Below are 17,250 nucleotides of genomic sequence, written 5' to 3'. Positions count from 1 at the left end.
GGCGGCCTCAGAAGGTCTGCCCGTGAGCCATCGCCAGGTGCTCGATGATCGGCCCGACGGCGAGCGCGGGGAAGAAGGTGAGGCCACCGACGATCAGGATGACGCCGATCAGCAGCCCGACGAACAGCGGGCCGTCGGTCGGGAAGGTGCCGGCGGAGGCCGGAACCGTTTTCTTCGCCACCAGCGAGCCGGCAATGGCCAGCGCCGGGATGATGACCAGGAAGCGGCCCATCAGCATGCCGATGCCGATGGTGATGTTGTACCAGGGCGTGTTGCCGCTGAGGCCGCCAAAGGCCGAACCGTTGTTGGCCGCCGCCGACGTGTAGGCATAGAGGACCTCCGAGAAGCCGTGCGGGCCGGCATTGCCCATCGACGCCACGCCGGTCGGCAGCACGACGGCGATGGCCGTGAAGATCAGCATCGCCAGCGGCAGGCACAATATGGCCAGCATCGCCATCTTGACCTCCTTGGCCTCGATCTTCTTGCCGAGATATTCGGGCGTGCGACCGACCATCAGGCCGGCGACGAAGACGGCGACGACGATGTACATCAGGATGCCATAGAGGCCCGCGCCGACACCGCCGACGATGACTTCGCCAAGCTGCATGTTGATGATCGGGATCATGCCGCCGAGCGCCGTGAACGAGCCGTGCATGGCGTTGACAGCGCCGCAGGAAGCGGCCGTGGTGATGACGGCAAACAGCGCCGACAAGGCGATGCCGAAACGTGTCTCCTTGCCCTCCATGTTGCCGCCGTCGATGCCCAGCGCATGCACCAGCGGGTTGCCGGCGGCTTCCGCCCAGTAGCAGATGGCGACACCGGCGATGAACATGACGCCCATGGCCGAGAGGATCGCCCAGCCCTGGCGCTGGTTGCCGATCATGCGGCCGAAGACATTGGTCAAGGCGGCGCCGATGGCGAAGATCGACACCATCTGGATCAGGTTGGAGATCGCGTCGGGGTTCTCGAACGGGTGCGCGGCATTGGCGTTGAAGAAGCCGCCGCCATTGGTGCCGAGCATCTTGATGGCCACCTGCGAAGCGACCGGGCCGACGGCGATGGTCTGCTGCGCGCCTTCGAGCGTCGTGGCGTTGACATAGGCGCCCAGCGTCTGCGGCATGCCGAGCCAGACATAGGCCAGCGTCAGCACGACGCAGAACGGCAGCAGCAGATAGAGTGTGGAGCGGGTCATATCGACCCAGAAATTGCCGATCGACTTGCCCGATGCGCGGGCAAAGCCGCGGATCAGCGCAATGGCGATGGCAATGCCGGTGGCCGCCGAAACGAAGTTCTGCACCGTCAGCCCGGCCATCTGCACGAGATAGGACATCGTGCTCTCGCCACCATAGTTCTGCCAGTTGGTGTTGGTCATGAAGCTGGCGGCGGTGTTGAAGGCGAGCCCAGGCTCGACCGCTGTCATGCCGGCCGGGTTGTAGGGCAGGCTGCCCTGCAGGCGCTGCAGGGCGTAGAGCACCAGGAAGCCGGCAAGGTTGAAGAGCAGCAGGGCGACCGCATAGGTGGTCCAGTGCTGTTCCTCGCGTTCGCTGGTTCCGCAAACACGGTACAGCCCGCGCTCGAGCGGGCCGAAGAGGGGCGAGAGCAGCGTCCGGTCGCCGTCGAAGACGCGGTGCATGTAGCCGCCGAGCGGCTTCACCAGCAATATCACGATCCCGCAATAGACCAGGATCTGTATCCAACCGTTCAGTGTCATGGCTGTGGCTTTCCGTGCCTTCAGAAGCGTTCTGGACGAACGAGCGCGTAGGTCAGGTAGGCGAGCAGGAACAGCGTCACGCCGCCACCGAGAATATAGTCGACGATCATTTTCTCAGCCTCGCTCTAGAGCGCGTCGCAAGCTTTGATGTAGGCGAAACAAAGGGTGAAGAACAAAATTCCGATCCCGATAACGGATATATCCATTGTGTTATTCCTTTTGTTCTTTTGTACTTTGCGAATTTGACAGGAGATTTCGCAATATCTCGAAATTTTCCCGTCGCATCTTTGGCGACGAAACCGAATGTGTTTTCTGAAGGGAATATGGACCCGATCGCCATAAAGGTTCGAGACGGGGCGCAGTGGAAAGAAAGAGGAATTTCATAAAGATTTTTGCGCGGACTCTTCCCAACACTCCACGCAGGGGATTGTCGCGCAAGGCAGGCGGCCAGCCACAGGATTGCGATTTGCTTGCGAGCTGCCGGAAACGGGAAAGCCCGGCTGGGGCCAGCCGGGCCTTCTATGGTGGTGTGGCTTAAGTCGCCACGGAGGGTATCGATCTTCAGGCGGCGTAGCCGCCATAGCCACGCGCAACGGCGTGCACGCCCGCCACCGGCTCGAGGTCCGGCCACAGGATACAAGAAGCTTGCGCAAACTGGACGAGCGCGTGGCGGGCCTGCTCGATGGTCACATAGCCTGGGATGGCGAGTTCACATGCTTCCACCGCGTTGCGGTAGAGCGGGCCGCGGCGGGAGGTCGTCCAATTGGTGAGGAAGTCGTGCATTTCGGCCAGCGACGCAATCTCGCGTTTGAAGCCAAGGCCGACCGAGAGTGCGACCGGGGAATGAAACAGCTTGTCGTGCATGAAGCGGGCTCCTGGTTTTTTTGCGCGCTTGGAGAGATATCCGGCGGGTCCGCGAACGGGACGCCCTGAAACGCGCAATGAGGCCGGAGGTTCCAAGCTTGGGTCTTGGCGGTTTTTGATTGTGCCTGGTCGGCGAAATTATCAATTTCGCAGCGCAACGATCGTGTGCCGGACGCTCAACGGCTCCGCTTCCACTTGGCGACGGCAGGCTCTCCAAAATCCCGAAGGAGCCATCGAGATCGCTTGCCGCCCTGAGGCTCACGCCTTCTTCACGAACTCGGTCTTGAGCACCAGGCCTTTCACTTGCTTGGTGTTGCATTCGATCTCGCCGGGATTGCCGTTCAGGCGGATAGCCTTCACCAACGTGCCGCGCTTGATCGTTTCCGAAGTGCCTTTGACTTTGAGGTCCTTGATCAGCGTGACGGAATCGCCGTCATTCAATTGAGCGCCATTGCTGTCGCGCACGATTACATCGTTCGGCATGCCATCTCCTGTGATTGGCAGGTTTCAAGGGCAGAGCGCGGCGGGATGTTTACCGCCCTGCTTCGCGCAAAGGCTCGGGCTTGTCCTGCGAAGCTCGTAGAGCGAAGCAGGAATGGCGGAGAGAGCGGGATTCGAACCCGCGTTACGGTCTCCCGTAAACACACTTTCCAGGCGTGCGCCTTCAACCACTCGGCCACCTCTCCGTCCATGCATGTCGCGTCGGCCGGTTTTGCCGCGCGGGTTGGGGAGATGCACCTCCCTTGGGGCAAGACGGAACTTTCGCCATCGGCGTCGCCAACCAGCAAACGCCTTCCCCTGCACCTGAGCCGTCGAAGCAACAGGCGCGGGGCTCATCTAGTCGATCCGACGGCGAATGCCAAGCCATAACGGCAGTCTATTCGCTTTGCCGGCCACACAGTCTTTCACGAGGCCGCCGGCATGCCCGTTTTTGCGGCCGCCGCCGCTGCAATGGTGTGCACAGGCAGGACCCCGCCCTTGACTTCCCCCGGAGTTGCCTGTCGGGTGCCGAGGCTTTGCGGGGGCATTGTGCGGACATGACATCGAGCAATGGACAGACGCCAGTCGGGCGGCCGGACAGCGGGCTGTCCTTCGTGCCGGTGGGCTGGCTTGTCTTCGTCATGGCGTGGTCGGTCTACGGCCTGATCTCCGTCTGGCCCGCGGTCGGCGCCACCGGCCTGCCAGACAGCGTGCTTTACCTTATCTATGGCGGGCTCGTCGTCGACATCGTCACCATCCTGTGGGGGCTTTACCTGCTCGGCCTCGCCTTCGGCCGCTCGGCCCGCTTCCCGCGCCAGTTCACGATCTGGCAGATTGCCATAATCGCCGGGCTGCTGGTCATCCATGCCTATGCCCCTACGGTGCCGGGATTCGTCTTCTCGGGCCAGGCGCTTGTCATCACCGGCGCCGAAATCGCCATCGGCGCGCTCTGCATCTATCTGTTGCGCCATGGATCCGAAGCCGATGCCGTTTATGTCAATCCGAAAACCGAGAGCCCATCGGCCTTCGTCTCGGTCATCGCCGCGCTGCTCGGCATCGTCCTGGGCGCGGTCATCGGCGCCGTGGGCGGATTCGCCATCGGCTCGGTGATCGCCGATGCCACCGAGATGAGCTGTTTCGAGGGCGCCTGCGGCTATTTCGCCGTGTTCACCGGCCTGGCCGGTCTGGTGATCGGCGCCATCGGCGGCGGCGTTTTTGCTGTCTGGCGTGTCCACCGGCACAAAAGGAAGCCGGCCGCATAATTCGCGCGGGCAACAAATCCGGGTTCACACGGTCTTTGAAGACTTCGCCGGCACGTCGGTTTGCGGCCACCAAACGCAAAAACCCGCCTGTGCGGCGGGTCATCGGCGCAAGTCAACGCCATACCGAAATTATTAGCATAGCTGCCCTCACATGTCAATGAAAAGCGACCCGACCGACTGTCGTCCGGCCCTCCGTTGACCTGAGTTTGGAGTCTGGAAATTCGCGTATGGCGATTGCGATCCAGCCATGCGCATTCTATCTCTGAAAAGCCCCTCGGCAGAGGACCAGCCCGGAGGAGGGTTCCGATGTTTCGCTTCGTCTTTCGTCTTGCTGCAATGATCGCGCTGTCGATTTCCGTCATCATGGCGGTGCTCGACGCGACACGCACAGTGGCGGCCTCCGTGCTGGTGCTGACCCCGCTCAACAGCAGTTGGCTGGCGGTCTCGCCCGACACGCGGGCCGCCTTCGAGACCTTCATCCGAACCAAGACCAGCCCGCTGCTGTGGGATGGCGCCATCGCCTGGGTGCTGAACCAGCCGGGCTTCGCCGTGTTCGCGATGCTGGCTTTCCTGCTCTATGCGATAGGCTACAGGCGGCAACGTCGCGCCGGACAGTTCGTCGCAAACTGATCCGCTTTCCGCGAAGAGAGGGAAACCCGCGCATGTTCTTTCTCAGCGACATGCTGAACAAGAAGCTCAATCTGCCGAAGCCCTCCGAGGCCCTGCCGGGCCGCGCCAGGGCGATCCCGACCGCATCCAGGCACAAGGTCTTGAAAAGACCGCTCAAGGGTCCTTATCCCGAGGGGCTGGAGACGGCCATGTTCGGGCTCGGCTGCTTCTGGGCTGCGGAGCGGCTGTTCTGGCAGGTCGAAGGCGTCTGGGTCACCGCGGCCGGCTATGCCGGCGGCTTGACGCCCAATCCGACCTATCAGGAGACCTGCACCGGGCTAACCGGTCATGCCGAAGCGGTGCTGGTGGTCCATGACCCCGGGATCGTCTCCTATGCTGGGCTTCTGAAGCTGTTCTGGGAAAGCCACGATCCCACGCAGGGCATGCGCCAGGGCAATGATGTCGGCACCGCCTATCGCTCCGCGATCTACACGAGCGACGAGGCGCAACTGTTGGCGGCGAGCGCCTCGCGCGATGCGTATGAGACCTCGCTGCGCGGTGCCGGCCACGGCAGGATCACCACCGAGATCGCCCCGGCGGCCGAATTCTACTTCGCCGAAGCCGATCACCAGCAATATCTGGCAAAGAACCCTTACGGCACGTGCAATCTCAAAGGCACCGGTGTCGCTTGCGCCATCCCTGCCGCCGCCTCCGCCTGACACTTGGCGCAAGGACAAGCTGCGGTGCGGCTTGCCCGCACCAAGCTTTTCCAAAAGGTCAAAATTCCGCGTGAATTTTGTTTCGGGCCATGCCAGATTGCCGCCGAGCGGGAGGGAATACACTCCTGGCTGACGTCGCATGCCTGCCGGAGAACCGGGCCGGCATGCGGTGCGTAACGGAAAAAATAACCGACAGGGTGTGGATCACATGAAACGTATCGTTCTCGGCCTCCTGGCCGCAACCGCAATGGTTCTTCCGGCTTTCGCCGCGGATGTCCAGCCGGCCATCCTCTATGATCTCGGCGGCAAATTCGATAAATCCTTCAACGAGGCTGCCTATCACGGCGCCGAGAAATTCAAGACGGAAACCGGCACGGCCTACGTCGAATTCGAGGTCTCCAACGCCTCGCAGCGTGAGCAGGCGCTGCGCCGCTTCGCCGAGGACGGCCACAACCCGATCGTCATGGCCGGCTTCGCCTGGGAGGATGCGCTGAAGAAGGTCGCGGCCGAATATCCCGATCTCAACTTCGCCATCATCGACGACGCCGTCGACATGCCCAATGTCCGCTCGCTGGTATTCAAGGAAAACGAAGGCTCCTATCTCGTCGGCATCATGGCGGCGATGGCCTCGAAGTCGAAGAAGGTCTCCTTCGTCGGCGGCATGGACATCCCGCTGATCCGCAAGTTCGAATGCGGCTATGTCGGCGGTGCCAAATCGGCCGGCGCGACCGATGTCATCCAGAACATGACGGGTGACACGCCGGCTGCCTGGAACGATCCGGCCAAGGGCGGCGAGATCGCCAAGACGCAGATCGACCAGGGCTCCGACGTGGTCTACGCCGCGGCAGGCGGTACCGGCGTCGGCGTGCTGCAGGCGGCGGCAGATGCCGGCAAGCTCGGCATCGGCGTCGATTCCAACCAGAACGGCCTGCAGCCCGGCAAGGTGCTGACCTCGATGCTGAAGCGCGTCGACGTCGCCGTCTACACCGCCTTCATGGACGGCAAGAACGGCACCTTCAAGGGCGGCGTCGAGAATCTCGGCCTCAAGGAAGGCGGCGTCGACTACGCCATGGACGACAACAACAAGGCGCTGGTGACGGACGAGATGAAGGCGGCCGTCGAAAAAGCCAAGGCCGACATCATTGCCGGCAAGGTCGAAGTACACGACTATACGACTGACAACGCCTGCCCCTATTGAGCGGCACGAACACACAGCCATGATCTGCAAACCGCCGGGCGCCAGCCCGGCGGTTTTGCCTTACCGGATCGAGCGAAACCTTCGCTCCGTGCCGGACACCGTTTCGAGATACAGATGCAGCCGACGATCGGACCCATGGGCGAGCACGACGTAGCAGCGGTCGCGCAACTGCGCCTGTCTGCCTTTTTCGAGGGAACCGGAAGGACTCTCGGGGAAGATGCGGCAGGGCTTCGCGACTTGATCGCCGGTGACGGTTTCGAGGCGGCATTCGTGGCCCGGATCGGCGACACCCCGGTCGGGACATGCCTGCTGGTCCGCCACGAACTGGAGCCCGCGCATGATCTGACGCCATGGCTGGCCGGGTTGGTTGTCGATGCAAGGTATCGACGCCGAGGCATCGCCACCGCGCTGGTCAAGGCAACGGAAGCCCATGCGGCGTCACGGGGCGTCGAGATGCTCTATCTCTACACATGGGATGCGCGTGGTTTCTACGCGGCCCTCGGCTGGAACACCGTTGAGATATGCCGTTCGGACGGCGAGACGATGGCTCTGATGTCTCGCCGGCCTCGCCTATAGCAGCTTCGCGACGAGACAACCGAGCGCGAACGCCACCATCAGTCCGGCGGCAACCACAAATCCACGCCGGCCGCCCAGCGCGTGCACGCCGACGCCGTATGGCCGCTGCGACAGGCTTCGGATCACGGTTGGCGGCCTGGCGTCGCTCAGGCCAGAACTACGCATCTGCGGCAGGTCGCCAATGCGCTGCGTGATCTGCTTCCAGCGCTCTTCGCCATCCCCCGGTTCGGCACGGTCGAAGACGTGCATGCGCTCGGCAAGTCGCACGACCTCGTCGCGGAAGGCCGGGTCGATCTCCAGATCACGTTCGGCCCGTTCGCGCTCCGCATCGTTCATCAGGCCACGCACATAGTCGCTGGCCCGTGCAATGCGATCGCTTTCACTGGCCATGGCGTGCGCCCTTCCCTTTTTCCTCACCAGTGCGGCGGCTTGGTTACAGGCACTTCATCTCCCGTCTGCTCCTCCAGCGCCAGAAAGCGATCCGTCAGCGCGTCGAGCTTGCGCTGCATGCGCTCGATCACTTTCCACTGCTCGGCGATCTGGCCGGACAGTTCCTCGATGGTCTTCTCCTGCTCGGCGGCGCGGATTTCCAGCGTCGTCAGCCGGTCGGCGGGCATGGTCATGTGAATTCCCCAGTCTTCACCGCGATGTCTTGCGCCGCGATGTCTTGCGCCGCAATGCGAATTTCGGCTCCGTCATACTAGCGAATGTGAAGGCCCCGGCCACGTTGCAAATTGACAAGCGCACCGGGATTTGTCGAGAGTGAACCTGCTCCGCCAATTGGCACGGGCGGAGCGTCATGCTAGGCGTTTTGACCAAGCGATAAAAAAATAAGAGTGGGACAGGCTGCATGGCGCAAGCCGCAATCGAGTTGATCGGCATCAACAAGAGTTTTGGTGCGGTGCGCGCCAACCGGGACATCAATCTTGAGATCGGTCGCGGCACGATCCACGGCATTGTCGGCGAGAACGGCGCTGGCAAGTCGACGCTGATGTCGATCCTCTACGGCTTCTACCAGGCCGACAGCGGCGAGATCCGCGTTGGCGGCCAGCCGGCTTCGATCAAGACCCCCAATGACGCCATCGCGCTCGGCATCGGCATGGTGCACCAGCACTTCATGCTGGTCGACAATTTCACGGTGCTGGAGAACGTCATCCTCGGCGCCGAAAGCGATGCGCTCTTGAAGAAGAGCATCGCCAAGGCGCGCTCCGAACTGGAGCGGCTGGAGCGTGAATACGGGCTGGAAGTCGATCCCGATGCAATCATCGAGGAACTGCCGGTCGGCCTGCAGCAGCGTGTCGAGATCCTGAAGGCGCTCTATCGCGGCGCCGAGATCCTGATCCTCGACGAACCGACGGGCGTTTTGACGCCGGCCGAGGCCGACCATCTGTTCCGCATCCTTCGGCAGTTGAAGGACCAGGGCAAGACGGTGGTGCTGATCACCCACAAACTGCGCGAGATCATGGCCATCACCGACACGGTGTCGGTCATGCGCCAGGGCACGATGGTGGCGACGCGCGAGACCAGGAAAACGACTGTCGAGGAACTGGCCGAGCTGATGGTCGGCCGGCGCGTGCTCTTGCGGGTCGAGAAGGGCGAGGCAGAGGCCGGCGCCGTCAAGCTCGCAGTCAAGAACCTGACGGTCAGGGATACGCGCGGCGTCACCATGGTCGACGACATCTCCTTCGATATCAGGGCCGGCGAGATCGTCGGCATCGCCGGTGTCGCCGGCAACGGACAATCCGAACTGCTCGAGGCGATTTCCGGCATCAGGCGTGCCGTTTCCGGCTCGGTCATGCTGGATGGCAAGCCGATCGACCTGACCGGTGCCGCCGACCCCGGAGAGTTGCGCGACCGTGGCCTGGCGCATGTGCCGGAGGACCGCCATCACGTCGGGCTGGTGCTGGCCTTCGAGGAGAACGAGAATTCGATCCTCGGCTATCACGATGATCCCCGCTATTTGAAAGGGCCGTTCCTCAACATCGATGCCATCCGCAACGATGCCAGGGACAAGATCGCCAAATACGACATCCGCCCGGCCGACTGCCGGCTGAAGACCGCCAATTTCTCCGGCGGCAACCAGCAGAAGATCGTGCTGGCACGGGAGATGGAACAGGACCCGGGCGTGCTGATCGTCGGCCAGCCGACACGCGGCGTCGATGTCGGCGCCATCGAGTTCATCCACAAGCGCCTGATCGCCATGCGCGACCAGGGCAAGGCGGTGCTGGTGGTGTCGGTCGAGCTGGACGAGATCCGTTCGCTGTCCGACCGTATCCTGGTGATGTTTGCCGGCCGCATCGTCGGCGAGCGCGGTCCGGAAGCGACCGAGGGCGAGCTCGGCCTGCTGATGGCCGGCATCGAGCACCAGGAGGCAGCACTTTGAGCACGCCTTACGCCAAACTGCCGGCCTGGGCCGACTATGGCCTGATCCCGCTGATCAATCTGTTCGTCGCCTTCGTCGTCGCCGGCTTCGTCGTGCTTCTGGTCGGCGAGAATCCGTTGCGCGCCGCCGTCATCCTGGTCGAAGGCGCCTTCGGCAAAGGCACTGGCATCGCCTTCACCCTGTTTTATGCCACCACCTTCATCTTCACCGGGCTTTCGGTGGCGGTGGCCGCGCATTGCGGCCTGTTCAACATCGGCACCGAGGGGCAGGCCTACATCGCCGGCCTTGGCATCGCCATCGTCTGCCTGAGCTTCGACAGCACACTGCCATGGTGGCTGACCTTCCCGCTGGCGATCATTGCGGCAGCGGCGGTGGGCGCATTGTGGGCGCTTATCCCGGCCTATCTGCAGGCCAAGCGTGGCTCGCACATCGTCATCACCACCATCATGTTCAACTTCATCGCCGCCTCGATCATGGTTTACCTGCTGGTCGGCCCGTTGAAGCCAGCCGCCTCGCAAGCGCCGCAGACGCGCAACTTCCTCGCCGGCGCGGAACTGCCCAAACTCAACTGGATCATCGAGCTGTTCGGCGCCAAGATCCGTTCGGCGCCGCTCAACGTCACCTTCCTGCTGGCGCTGGTCATGGCCTTCCTGGTCTGGCTGCTGATCTGGCGCACCAAGCTCGGCTATGAGATGCGCACCTACGGTCACAGCCCGAAGGCGGCACGCTATGCCGGCATTTCCGAAACCCGCATCATCATCACCGCCATGATGATCTCGGGCGCGTTGGCCGGCATGATGGCGCTCAATCCGGTGATGGGCGATCAGCACAATGTCGCCATCGACTTCGTTTCCGGCGCCGGCTTCGTCGGCATCGCCGTGGCGCTGATGGGCCGCCTGCACCCTGTCGGCATCGTATTGGCGGCGGTCCTGTTCGGCATGCTCTACCAGGGCGGCGCCGAACTCGCCTTCGAGATGCCGGCAATCAGCCGCGACATGATCGTCATCATTCAAGGCCTGGTGATCCTGTTTGCCGGTGCCCTCGAGCACATGTTCCGGCCCTACATCCAGGCGCTGTTTGCCTCGTTCAGTCCGCGATCGGTCGGCATGGAAGCGGTCAAGGGGAAAGGTGCCTGAGATGGATGTGTTCAACGCGATCATCCAGACACTGGACTCCACCATCCGCCTCTCGGTGCCGCTGCTGCTTGCCTGCCTCGCCGGGCTCTATTCGGAACGCGCCGGCATCTTCGACATCGGCCTCGAAGGCAAGATGCTTGTCGGCGCCTTCGCCGGAGCGGCCGCAGCTTCCGTGTTCCATTCGGCCTTTCTCGGCCTCGGCATGGCGGTCGTGATCTCGGTCGCCTTCGCCATGATCCACGGCTTTGCCTCGATCACTCATCGCGGCAACCAGATCGTCTCCGGCGTGGCGATCAATTTCATCGCCGCCGGCTCGACCATCATCCTCGGCCAGGCCTGGTTCCAGCAGGGCGGGCGCACGCCGGCGCTGCAACCGGGCGAGCGCTTCGAGGCCATCACCTTGCCGGGCGCCGAGGCCATCCGCGACGTGCCGATCATCGGACCGATCTATGCCGAACTCCTGTCGGGCCACTCGATCCTGGTCTATCTTGCCTTCCTGATGGTGCCGTTCACCTGGTGGGTGCTGTTTCGCACCCGCTTCGGCCTGCGCCTTCGCGCCGTCGGCGAGAACCCGGCCGCCGTCGACACCGCCGGCATCTCGGTCGCCTGGCTGCGCTACCGGGCGCTGATCTGCACCGGCATCCTCACCGGCATTGCCGGCGCCTACCTGTCGATGGTGCAAAATGGCGGCTTCGTGAAGGACATGACTGCCGGCAAGGGCTATATCGCGCTGGCAGCCTTGATCTTCGCCAAGTGGAAGCCGGTCAACGCCATGTTCGCCTGCCTGCTGTTTGGCTTCCTGGACGCTGCGTCGATCCGCCTGCAAGGATCCCCGCTGCCCATCATCGGCAAGGTGCCGGCGCAGTTCATGCAGGCGTTGCCCTACATCCTCACCGTCATCCTGCTCGCCGGCTTCATCGGCAAGGCCATCCCGCCACGCGCCGGCGGCGTGCCTTACGTCAAGGAACGTTGAGCGACGGGTCGGCTTTGCGCCGGGTTTTGAACACGATCATCGGAGAGAACGCTGAATGTCGCATGATCTGTTCGAGGCCGCCAAGGCCGCCATGGCCAAGGCCTACGCGCCCTATTCTAAGTTTCCGGTCGGCGCTGCCCTGCGCACCGAGGACGGTCGCGTCTTTACCGGCGCCAACATCGAAGTCGCCTCCTATCCGGAAGGCTGGTGCGCCGAGACCACGGCGCTCGGCCACTACATCATGGGCGGCGGCGGCAAGATCGTGGAAATCGCCGTGCTTGCCGAACGCATGGCCAAATGCTCGCCTTGCGGCGGCTGCCGCCAGCGGCTTGCCGAATTCTGCCGGCCGGAAACAAAGCTCTATCTCTGCGACAATGCGGGTGTGGCCGAAACCGTGACCATGGGCGACATGCTGCCTTACGGCTTCCGCGGCGATATTTTGAAATGAGCAACAGGCTCAAATGAACAGCTGGCAACGATGACGGAAAAAGCCCTGGATCATCTCGTCGAAAAGCTGGACGGCCTGGCGCCGGCCACGGCACTGGTGCTCGGCTCGGGCCTCGGCGGTCTGGTCGACCAGATCGAGGACCCGATCCGCATCTCCTATGCAGACCTGCCCGGCTTTCCCAGAAGCGGTGTCACCGGGCACGCCGGCGAAGTGGTGGCAGGGCTGTTTGCCGGCGTGCCGGTGCTGCTGCTGTCGGGCCGTGCCCATTACTATGAGCACGGCAACGCCGCGGCGATGCGGCCGGTGCTGGAAGTGCTTGCCGGCATCGGCATCACGAAACTGATCCTCACCAATGCCGCCGGCTCGGTCGATCCGGACATGCCGCCGGGCTCGGTGATGCTGATATCGGACCACATCAATTTCTCGGGCACCAACCCGCTGATCGGCGAACCAAGCGACCGGCGTTTCGTCGGCCTGACCGAAGCCTATGATGCCGGCATCCGCCAGGCCATCGAACGGGCGGCAAAAGCGACCGGCACCACCCTGCACAAGGGCGTCTATATGTGGTTCTCCGGCCCATGCTTCGAAACGCCGGCCGAAATCCGCATGGCGCGCATCATGGGCGCCAATGCGGTCGGCATGTCGACCGTACCGGAGGTCATTCTCGCCCGCTTCCTCGGACTGCGCGTCGCCGCCTGTTCGGTCATCACCAATCTGGCGGCCGGCATGACCGGGGCCGAGCTTTCGCACCAGGAGACCAAGGACATGGCGCCGGTCGGCGGCGCGCGGCTGGCGACGATCCTGCAGCGCGTGTTCCGCGACGGACTGCTGGAGATCTGATGCTTCCCCAGGAAATCATCCGCCGCAAGCGCGATGGCCTCAGGCTGTCGGAGGAAGAGATCGCCGGCTTCGTCGCGGGCGTGACGTCAGGCGCCGTTACCGACGGCCAGGCCGGCGCCTTCGCCATGGCGGTGTTCTTCAACGGCATGAACCGCGACGAGGCCGTGGCGCTGACGCTGGCGATGCGCGATTCCGGCGATGTGCTCGACTGGTCGGACCTGCCTGGCCCGGTCACCGACAAGCATTCGACCGGCGGCGTCGGTGACAATGTCTCGCTGATGCTGGCGCCGATCGTCGCCGCCTGCGGCGCCTATGTGCCGATGATCTCGGGCCGTGGCCTTGGCCACACCGGCGGTACGCTGGACAAGATGGATGCCATCCCGGGCTACATCAGCCAGCCCGATGTCGCGCTGTTTCGCAAGGCGGTGCTCGAAACAGGCTGTGCCATCATCGGCCAGACCGCCGACCTCGCGCCCGCCGATCGACGACTCTATGCGATCCGCGACGTCTCCGGCACGGTCGAATCGGTGCCGCTGATCACCGCTTCGATCCTGTCGAAGAAGCTGGCGGCCGGGCTGCAATCGCTGGTGCTCGACGTCAAGGTCGGCAACGGCGCCTTCATGGAAAAATCGCGCGACGCCACCGCACTCGCCAACAGCCTGGTTGAGATCGCCAACGGCGCCGGACTGAAGGCCTCGGCGTTGATCACCGGCATGAACGAGCCGCTGGCGTCGGCCGCCGGCAACGCAGTCGAGGTGCGCAACGCCGTCGATTTCCTCACCGGCCGGTATCGTGACCGTCGGCTCGAAGATGTGACGCTGGCGCTGGCCGCCGAAATGCTGCAGTCGGCCGGGCTGGTGTCGTCCAACCAGGATGGCATGCGGCGCGCCACCGAGACGCTCGCCAGCGGCCGCGCCGCCGCCACTTTCGCACGCATGGTGGCCGCGCTTGGCGGCCCCGCCGATTTCATCGAGAAACCGGAAAAATATCTGCCTGCGGCGGCGATCGAACTTGCCGTCAAGGCGACCGCAAATGGCTTCGTCACCGGCATCGCCACCCGCGATATCGGGCTCGCCGTGGTCGGCCTGGGAGGTGGACGCACGCGGCCGGACGACCAGATCGACCCTGCGGTCGGCATCACCAGACTATTGCCGGTCGGTGCGGAGGTTGGGATCGGCGAGCCGCTGGCGCTGATCCATGCCCGCTCATCGGCCGATGCCGAGGCCGCCGCGGCAACCGTGCTTTCGGCCTATATGGTCGGCGCCTCGAAGCCGCCCGCCGACAAGTCGGTCATCCGGCGGATTCTGCCGCGCGGCTAGAGCAATTCCAGGAAAAGTGTGAAACGGTTCTCCCCGGGAAAAAGCGCATAGCGCTTTCCCTTGGGAAATTGGAAACCGAATAGCCTTACTGGACGAGCAGCAGCGTGCCGTTCTCGACCTGGTATTTGTCGAGCCGGTTGAGGAAGCTCATGCCGATCAGATTGGTGCGCAGCGCCCTGTCGTCGAGCACGATGGTCTGGACGTCATTGACGGTGATGCTGCCGATCTGCAGGCGGTCGATCATGGCCACGGCCGCCTTGATGGTGCCGTTGGCGGTGTTGACCTCGCGGTTGAAGTCGGAAGCGTTCAGCGACAGGCCGATCCTGCGCGCCGTCGAAATGTTGATGGCGACCAATGTAGCGCCGGTGTCGATCATGCCGTCGACCTGACGTCCGTTGAGCTTGAAGGGTGACGAGAAATGCCCGCGTTCGTCTGCCGCGACGAGGACCTTGCGGCCCATCGGCAGCGGTGCCGCGGGCTTGTTGGGCACCGATGCCAGGTTGACGTTCGGCTGGGCTTCGACCGCTTGTTTGCCCGGCACCGCCGACCTCAGCAGGTTTTCGACGAGTTGCGGATTCGACTGATACACAATCGGTATCGATGCCGATGTACCGGCGAAAACGGCGAGGATCAGAAGTTTGCGCAGCATGGATCGGCCTCGCCGCATGACCCCGAAAATCGGGAACGATTTTCCGAAAGGCTCATGCACAAAATCAAAGTGCTACAGCGTCCTTTGCGCGTCCGAAACGGACGCGCGGCGCTGTAGTGACAGCCGATCGTTAAGCCCGGATGGTGTTTGCCGCTTTAACGCGCGCCAAAACCGCGCCTTTGCGTAAATATTTGGTAAATCGTACCAGGCGACTTGGTCTGATATTACTTGGTCCCGTACATGCGGTCGCCGGCGTCGCCGAGGCCGGGCATGATGTAGCCCTTCTCGTTGAGCTGGCGGTCGATCGAAGCGGTGAAGACGGGAACGTCCGGATGCGCCTTGATGAAGCGCTCGATGCCTTCGGGCGCCGCCAGCAGGCAAAGGAAACGGATGTTGGTGGCGCCGCGCTCTTTCAGCTTGTCGATCGCCGCGATCGCCGAATTGGCGGTGGCCAGCATCGGATCGACAACGATCACCAGCCGGTCGGCGAGGTCGCTCGGCGCCTTGAAGAAATATTCGACCGCCTCCAGCGTTTCGTGATCGCGGTAGAGACCGACATGGGCGACGCGCGCCGCCGGTACCAGGTCGAGCAGGCCTTCCAGCAAGCCGTTGCCGGCGCGCAGCACCGAGGCAAAGACCAGTTTCTTGCCCTCAAGCGTCGGCGCTTCCATCGTTTCCATCGGCGTTTCGATGGTCGTCGTCGTCAGTTCGAGATTGCGGGTGACCTCGTAGCCGAGCAGCAGCGAGATTTCGCGCAGCAGCCGGCGGAAGCCCGCCGTCGAGGTTTCCTTCTTGCGCATGATGGTCAGCTTGTGCTGGACAAGCGGGTGGTCGACGACGGTGACGCCCTGCATGGTGTTCTCCTGATGCCTGCGCCCGAAAATGCGCGCATCGCCCTTTCGGACGCGCCGCGCTTCAAGCTGCCTGGGCGAACCCTAGCGGCAATACGCCGGCCAAGGAACCGCTTGGCCCGCACCGACCACAGCTTTGTCGGCGGAAATCAGCGTGCCGCGCTGTTCAACCGGGCAAGAAGTGCCGTCTTTGTCTTTCTATCGACGAAAGCGGCCTCGATGGCCGTTCTGGTGACGGCGGTCAGCGCCTTGTCGTTCATCGAGAAATGCTCGGCAGCCATATCGTATTCACGCTTGAGCGAGGTCCAGAAATAGGGCGGATCGTCGGAATTGAGCGTCACCTTGCAGCCTGCCGCCTGCAGGGCCGGAAACGGATGATCGGCGAAACTGTCGAACACCTTGAGCGCGATGTTGGAACCGGGGCAGCATTCCAGCACGATGCCCTCGTCGGCGATGCGCCGGACGAGGTCCAGGTTCTCGATGGCGCGCACGCCATGGCCGATGCGGGACGGACGGATGTGATCCAGCGCCGCCTGGACGGTCTCCCAGCCCGTCAGTTCGCCGGCATGGATGGTGATGCCGAGCCCGGCTTCGCGAGCGATCTCGAAAGCCCTGACATAGTCCTCCATATCACCGATCCGCTCATCGCCGGCAACGCCGAAACCGGTGACCAGCGGATGCCCGCAGCGCGCCGCGAAGCGCGCCGCCTGCTCGATCGACTCGACGCCGACATGGCGCACGCCGGTGACGATCATGCGGCCCTCGATGCCGGTCTTGGCCTTGGCGCGGGCCATGCCTTCGCCGAGCGCGTCGGTATAGGCCTTGGGCGACAGGCCGGCTTTTTTAGCGTGGTCCGGCGAGGTGAACACCTCGGAATAGATGGCGCCATCGCGGGCAAGGCTGGTCAGATAGTGGTCGGCCAGCCGCGCATAGTCCTCCTCGGTCCGGAACAGATCGGCGGAAAAATCATAAGCCGCCAGGAAGGAGGTGAAATCGTGCCAGACGAAGGACCCGTTCTGGATATAGGGCGAGGTGTCCTTGCCGTATTTCTGCGCCTGGCGGATGACGAGTTCGGGCGCCGCTGCCCCTTCGATGTGGCAGTGCAGTTCCGCTTTCAAAGGCATTCAATCATCCCGTCGGTCCGTCCAGGTCTCGAAAACCCGCCACCTGGAAGCGCGGCTGAACACCGCGCCTTAAACAATAGCGCCCGCACCATCGATCGGCTATGGTCC

General features: G+C 63.3%; 20 protein-coding genes and 1 tRNA gene. 11 read left to right on the top strand and 10 right to left on the bottom strand.

What is annotated here, in order from left to right:
• Nucleotides 1-7: 7 nt before the first annotated feature.
• The 5 genes from kdpA to AC0NIL_RS09380 form a co-directional block, all read right to left on the bottom strand.
• Nucleotides 8-1,711, bottom strand: a complete 1,704-nt coding sequence (kdpA, locus tag AC0NIL_RS09400; protein WP_224675276.1) for a potassium-transporting ATPase subunit KdpA — start codon at nt 1,709-1,711, stop codon at nt 8-10.
• A 20-nt stretch (nt 1,712-1,731) separates the two neighbouring features.
• A complete protein-coding gene (locus AC0NIL_RS09395) occupies nt 1,732-1,821 on the bottom strand; it encodes a K(+)-transporting ATPase subunit F (protein WP_032808122.1) in 90 nt (29 codons plus the stop codon).
• 451 nt (nt 1,822-2,272) lie between these two features.
• Nucleotides 2,273-2,575 (bottom strand): DUF982 domain-containing protein, encoded by a 303-nt coding sequence (locus tag AC0NIL_RS09390; RefSeq protein ID WP_013529642.1) that lies wholly within the window; start codon nt 2,573-2,575, stop codon nt 2,273-2,275.
• A gap of 258 nt (nt 2,576-2,833) precedes the next feature.
• Nucleotides 2,834-3,058 carry an alkylphosphonate utilization protein gene (locus AC0NIL_RS09385; RefSeq protein ID WP_013529641.1) on the bottom strand — a complete coding sequence of 75 codons (225 nt, stop codon included), beginning with the start codon at nt 3,056-3,058 and terminating at the stop codon, nt 2,834-2,836.
• 113 nt (nt 3,059-3,171) lie between these two features.
• Nucleotides 3,172-3,261: transfer RNA gene (locus AC0NIL_RS09380), tRNA-Ser, on the bottom strand.
• Between the two features lie 351 nt (nt 3,262-3,612).
• On the opposite strand from AC0NIL_RS09380, the gene AC0NIL_RS09375 reads away from it, so the two are divergent.
• The 5 genes from AC0NIL_RS09375 to AC0NIL_RS09355 all read left to right on the top strand — a co-directional run bounded on the left by AC0NIL_RS09375 (nt 3,613) and on the right by AC0NIL_RS09355 (nt 7,419).
• Complete coding sequence (locus AC0NIL_RS09375; protein WP_473572558.1) at nt 3,613-4,317, top strand: hypothetical protein; 705 nt, start codon at nt 3,613-3,615, stop codon at nt 4,315-4,317.
• Between the two features lie 306 nt (nt 4,318-4,623).
• Nucleotides 4,624-4,947 carry a hypothetical protein gene (locus AC0NIL_RS09370; RefSeq protein WP_473572559.1) on the top strand — a complete coding sequence of 108 codons (324 nt, stop codon included), beginning with the start codon at nt 4,624-4,626 and terminating at the stop codon, nt 4,945-4,947.
• Nucleotides 4,948-4,979: 32 nt separating this feature from the next.
• A complete protein-coding gene (gene msrA / locus AC0NIL_RS09365) occupies nt 4,980-5,645 on the top strand; it encodes a peptide-methionine (S)-S-oxide reductase MsrA (RefSeq protein WP_473572560.1) in 666 nt (221 codons plus the stop codon).
• Nucleotides 5,646-5,853: 208 nt separating this feature from the next.
• Entirely contained in the window at nt 5,854-6,843 is a 990-nt protein-coding gene (locus tag AC0NIL_RS09360) for a BMP family lipoprotein (RefSeq protein ID WP_024502791.1), read from the top strand.
• Nucleotides 6,844-6,957: 114 nt separating this feature from the next.
• Entirely contained in the window at nt 6,958-7,419 is a 462-nt protein-coding gene (locus tag AC0NIL_RS09355) for a GNAT family N-acetyltransferase (protein ID WP_063168986.1), read from the top strand.
• Here AC0NIL_RS09355 and AC0NIL_RS09350 read toward each other — a convergent pair.
• Together AC0NIL_RS09350 and AC0NIL_RS09345 are read right to left on the bottom strand one after the other, a co-directional pair.
• Entirely contained in the window at nt 7,414-7,809 is a 396-nt protein-coding gene (locus AC0NIL_RS09350) for a hypothetical protein (protein ID WP_127368211.1), read from the bottom strand. The genes AC0NIL_RS09355 and AC0NIL_RS09350 overlap by 6 nt on opposite strands.
• 23 nt (nt 7,810-7,832) lie before the next feature.
• A complete protein-coding gene (locus AC0NIL_RS09345) occupies nt 7,833-8,042 on the bottom strand; it encodes a SlyX family protein (RefSeq protein ID WP_473572561.1) in 210 nt (69 codons plus the stop codon).
• Nucleotides 8,043-8,269: 227 nt separating this feature from the next.
• Here AC0NIL_RS09345 and AC0NIL_RS09340 point away from each other — a divergent pair, with 227 nt between their 5' ends.
• The 6 genes from AC0NIL_RS09340 to deoA are packed head-to-tail and all read left to right on the top strand — an operon-like array spanning nt 8,270 to nt 14,518.
• On the top strand, nt 8,270-9,802 hold the full coding sequence (locus tag AC0NIL_RS09340) for an ABC transporter ATP-binding protein (RefSeq protein WP_473572562.1): 1,533 nt from the start codon (nt 8,270-8,272) through the stop codon (nt 9,800-9,802).
• Nucleotides 9,799-10,938 carry an ABC transporter permease gene (locus AC0NIL_RS09335; RefSeq protein ID WP_024502793.1) on the top strand — a complete coding sequence of 380 codons (1,140 nt, stop codon included), beginning with the start codon at nt 9,799-9,801 and terminating at the stop codon, nt 10,936-10,938. Before AC0NIL_RS09340 ends, AC0NIL_RS09335 begins: the two co-directional genes overlap by 4 nt.
• 1 nt (nt 10,939) lies before the next feature.
• The gene (locus AC0NIL_RS09330) at nt 10,940-11,911 is read left to right on the top strand and encodes an ABC transporter permease (RefSeq protein WP_013529631.1); all 972 of its coding nucleotides are present in this window, start codon (nt 10,940-10,942) and stop codon (nt 11,909-11,911) included.
• Between the two features lie 55 nt (nt 11,912-11,966).
• Nucleotides 11,967-12,359, top strand: coding sequence for a cytidine deaminase (cdd, locus tag AC0NIL_RS09325; protein WP_013529630.1), 393 nt, complete (start codon nt 11,967-11,969; stop codon nt 12,357-12,359).
• A gap of 30 nt (nt 12,360-12,389) precedes the next feature.
• Nucleotides 12,390-13,199: a purine-nucleoside phosphorylase gene (locus tag AC0NIL_RS09320; protein ID WP_337123644.1), complete on the top strand. Its 810-nt coding sequence runs from the start codon at nt 12,390-12,392 to the stop codon at nt 13,197-13,199.
• Nucleotides 13,199-14,518: a thymidine phosphorylase gene (gene deoA / locus AC0NIL_RS09315; protein WP_275954499.1), complete on the top strand. Its 1,320-nt coding sequence runs from the start codon at nt 13,199-13,201 to the stop codon at nt 14,516-14,518. Before AC0NIL_RS09320 ends, deoA begins: the two co-directional genes overlap by 1 nt.
• A gap of 85 nt (nt 14,519-14,603) precedes the next feature.
• Here deoA and AC0NIL_RS09310 read toward each other — a convergent pair whose 3' ends face one another.
• From AC0NIL_RS09310 to AC0NIL_RS09300, 3 genes are all read right to left on the bottom strand, one after another.
• Nucleotides 14,604-15,167, bottom strand: coding sequence for a TIGR02281 family clan AA aspartic protease (locus AC0NIL_RS09310; RefSeq protein WP_024502797.1), 564 nt, complete (start codon nt 15,165-15,167; stop codon nt 14,604-14,606).
• 224 nt (nt 15,168-15,391) lie between these two features.
• Nucleotides 15,392-16,021: a uracil phosphoribosyltransferase gene (gene upp, locus AC0NIL_RS09305; protein ID WP_013529626.1), complete on the bottom strand. Its 630-nt coding sequence runs from the start codon at nt 16,019-16,021 to the stop codon at nt 15,392-15,394.
• 146 nt (nt 16,022-16,167) lie between these two features.
• Nucleotides 16,168-17,142, bottom strand: coding sequence for an adenosine deaminase (locus tag AC0NIL_RS09300; RefSeq protein WP_473572563.1), 975 nt, complete (start codon nt 17,140-17,142; stop codon nt 16,168-16,170).
• Nucleotides 17,143-17,250: the final 108 nt, after the last annotated feature.

The organism is Mesorhizobium sp. WSM1343 (genome assembly GCF_055901535.1).
The sequence above is the reverse complement of the archived record's forward strand: the minus strand, read 5'-3'. Positions and strand labels throughout refer to the sequence as shown.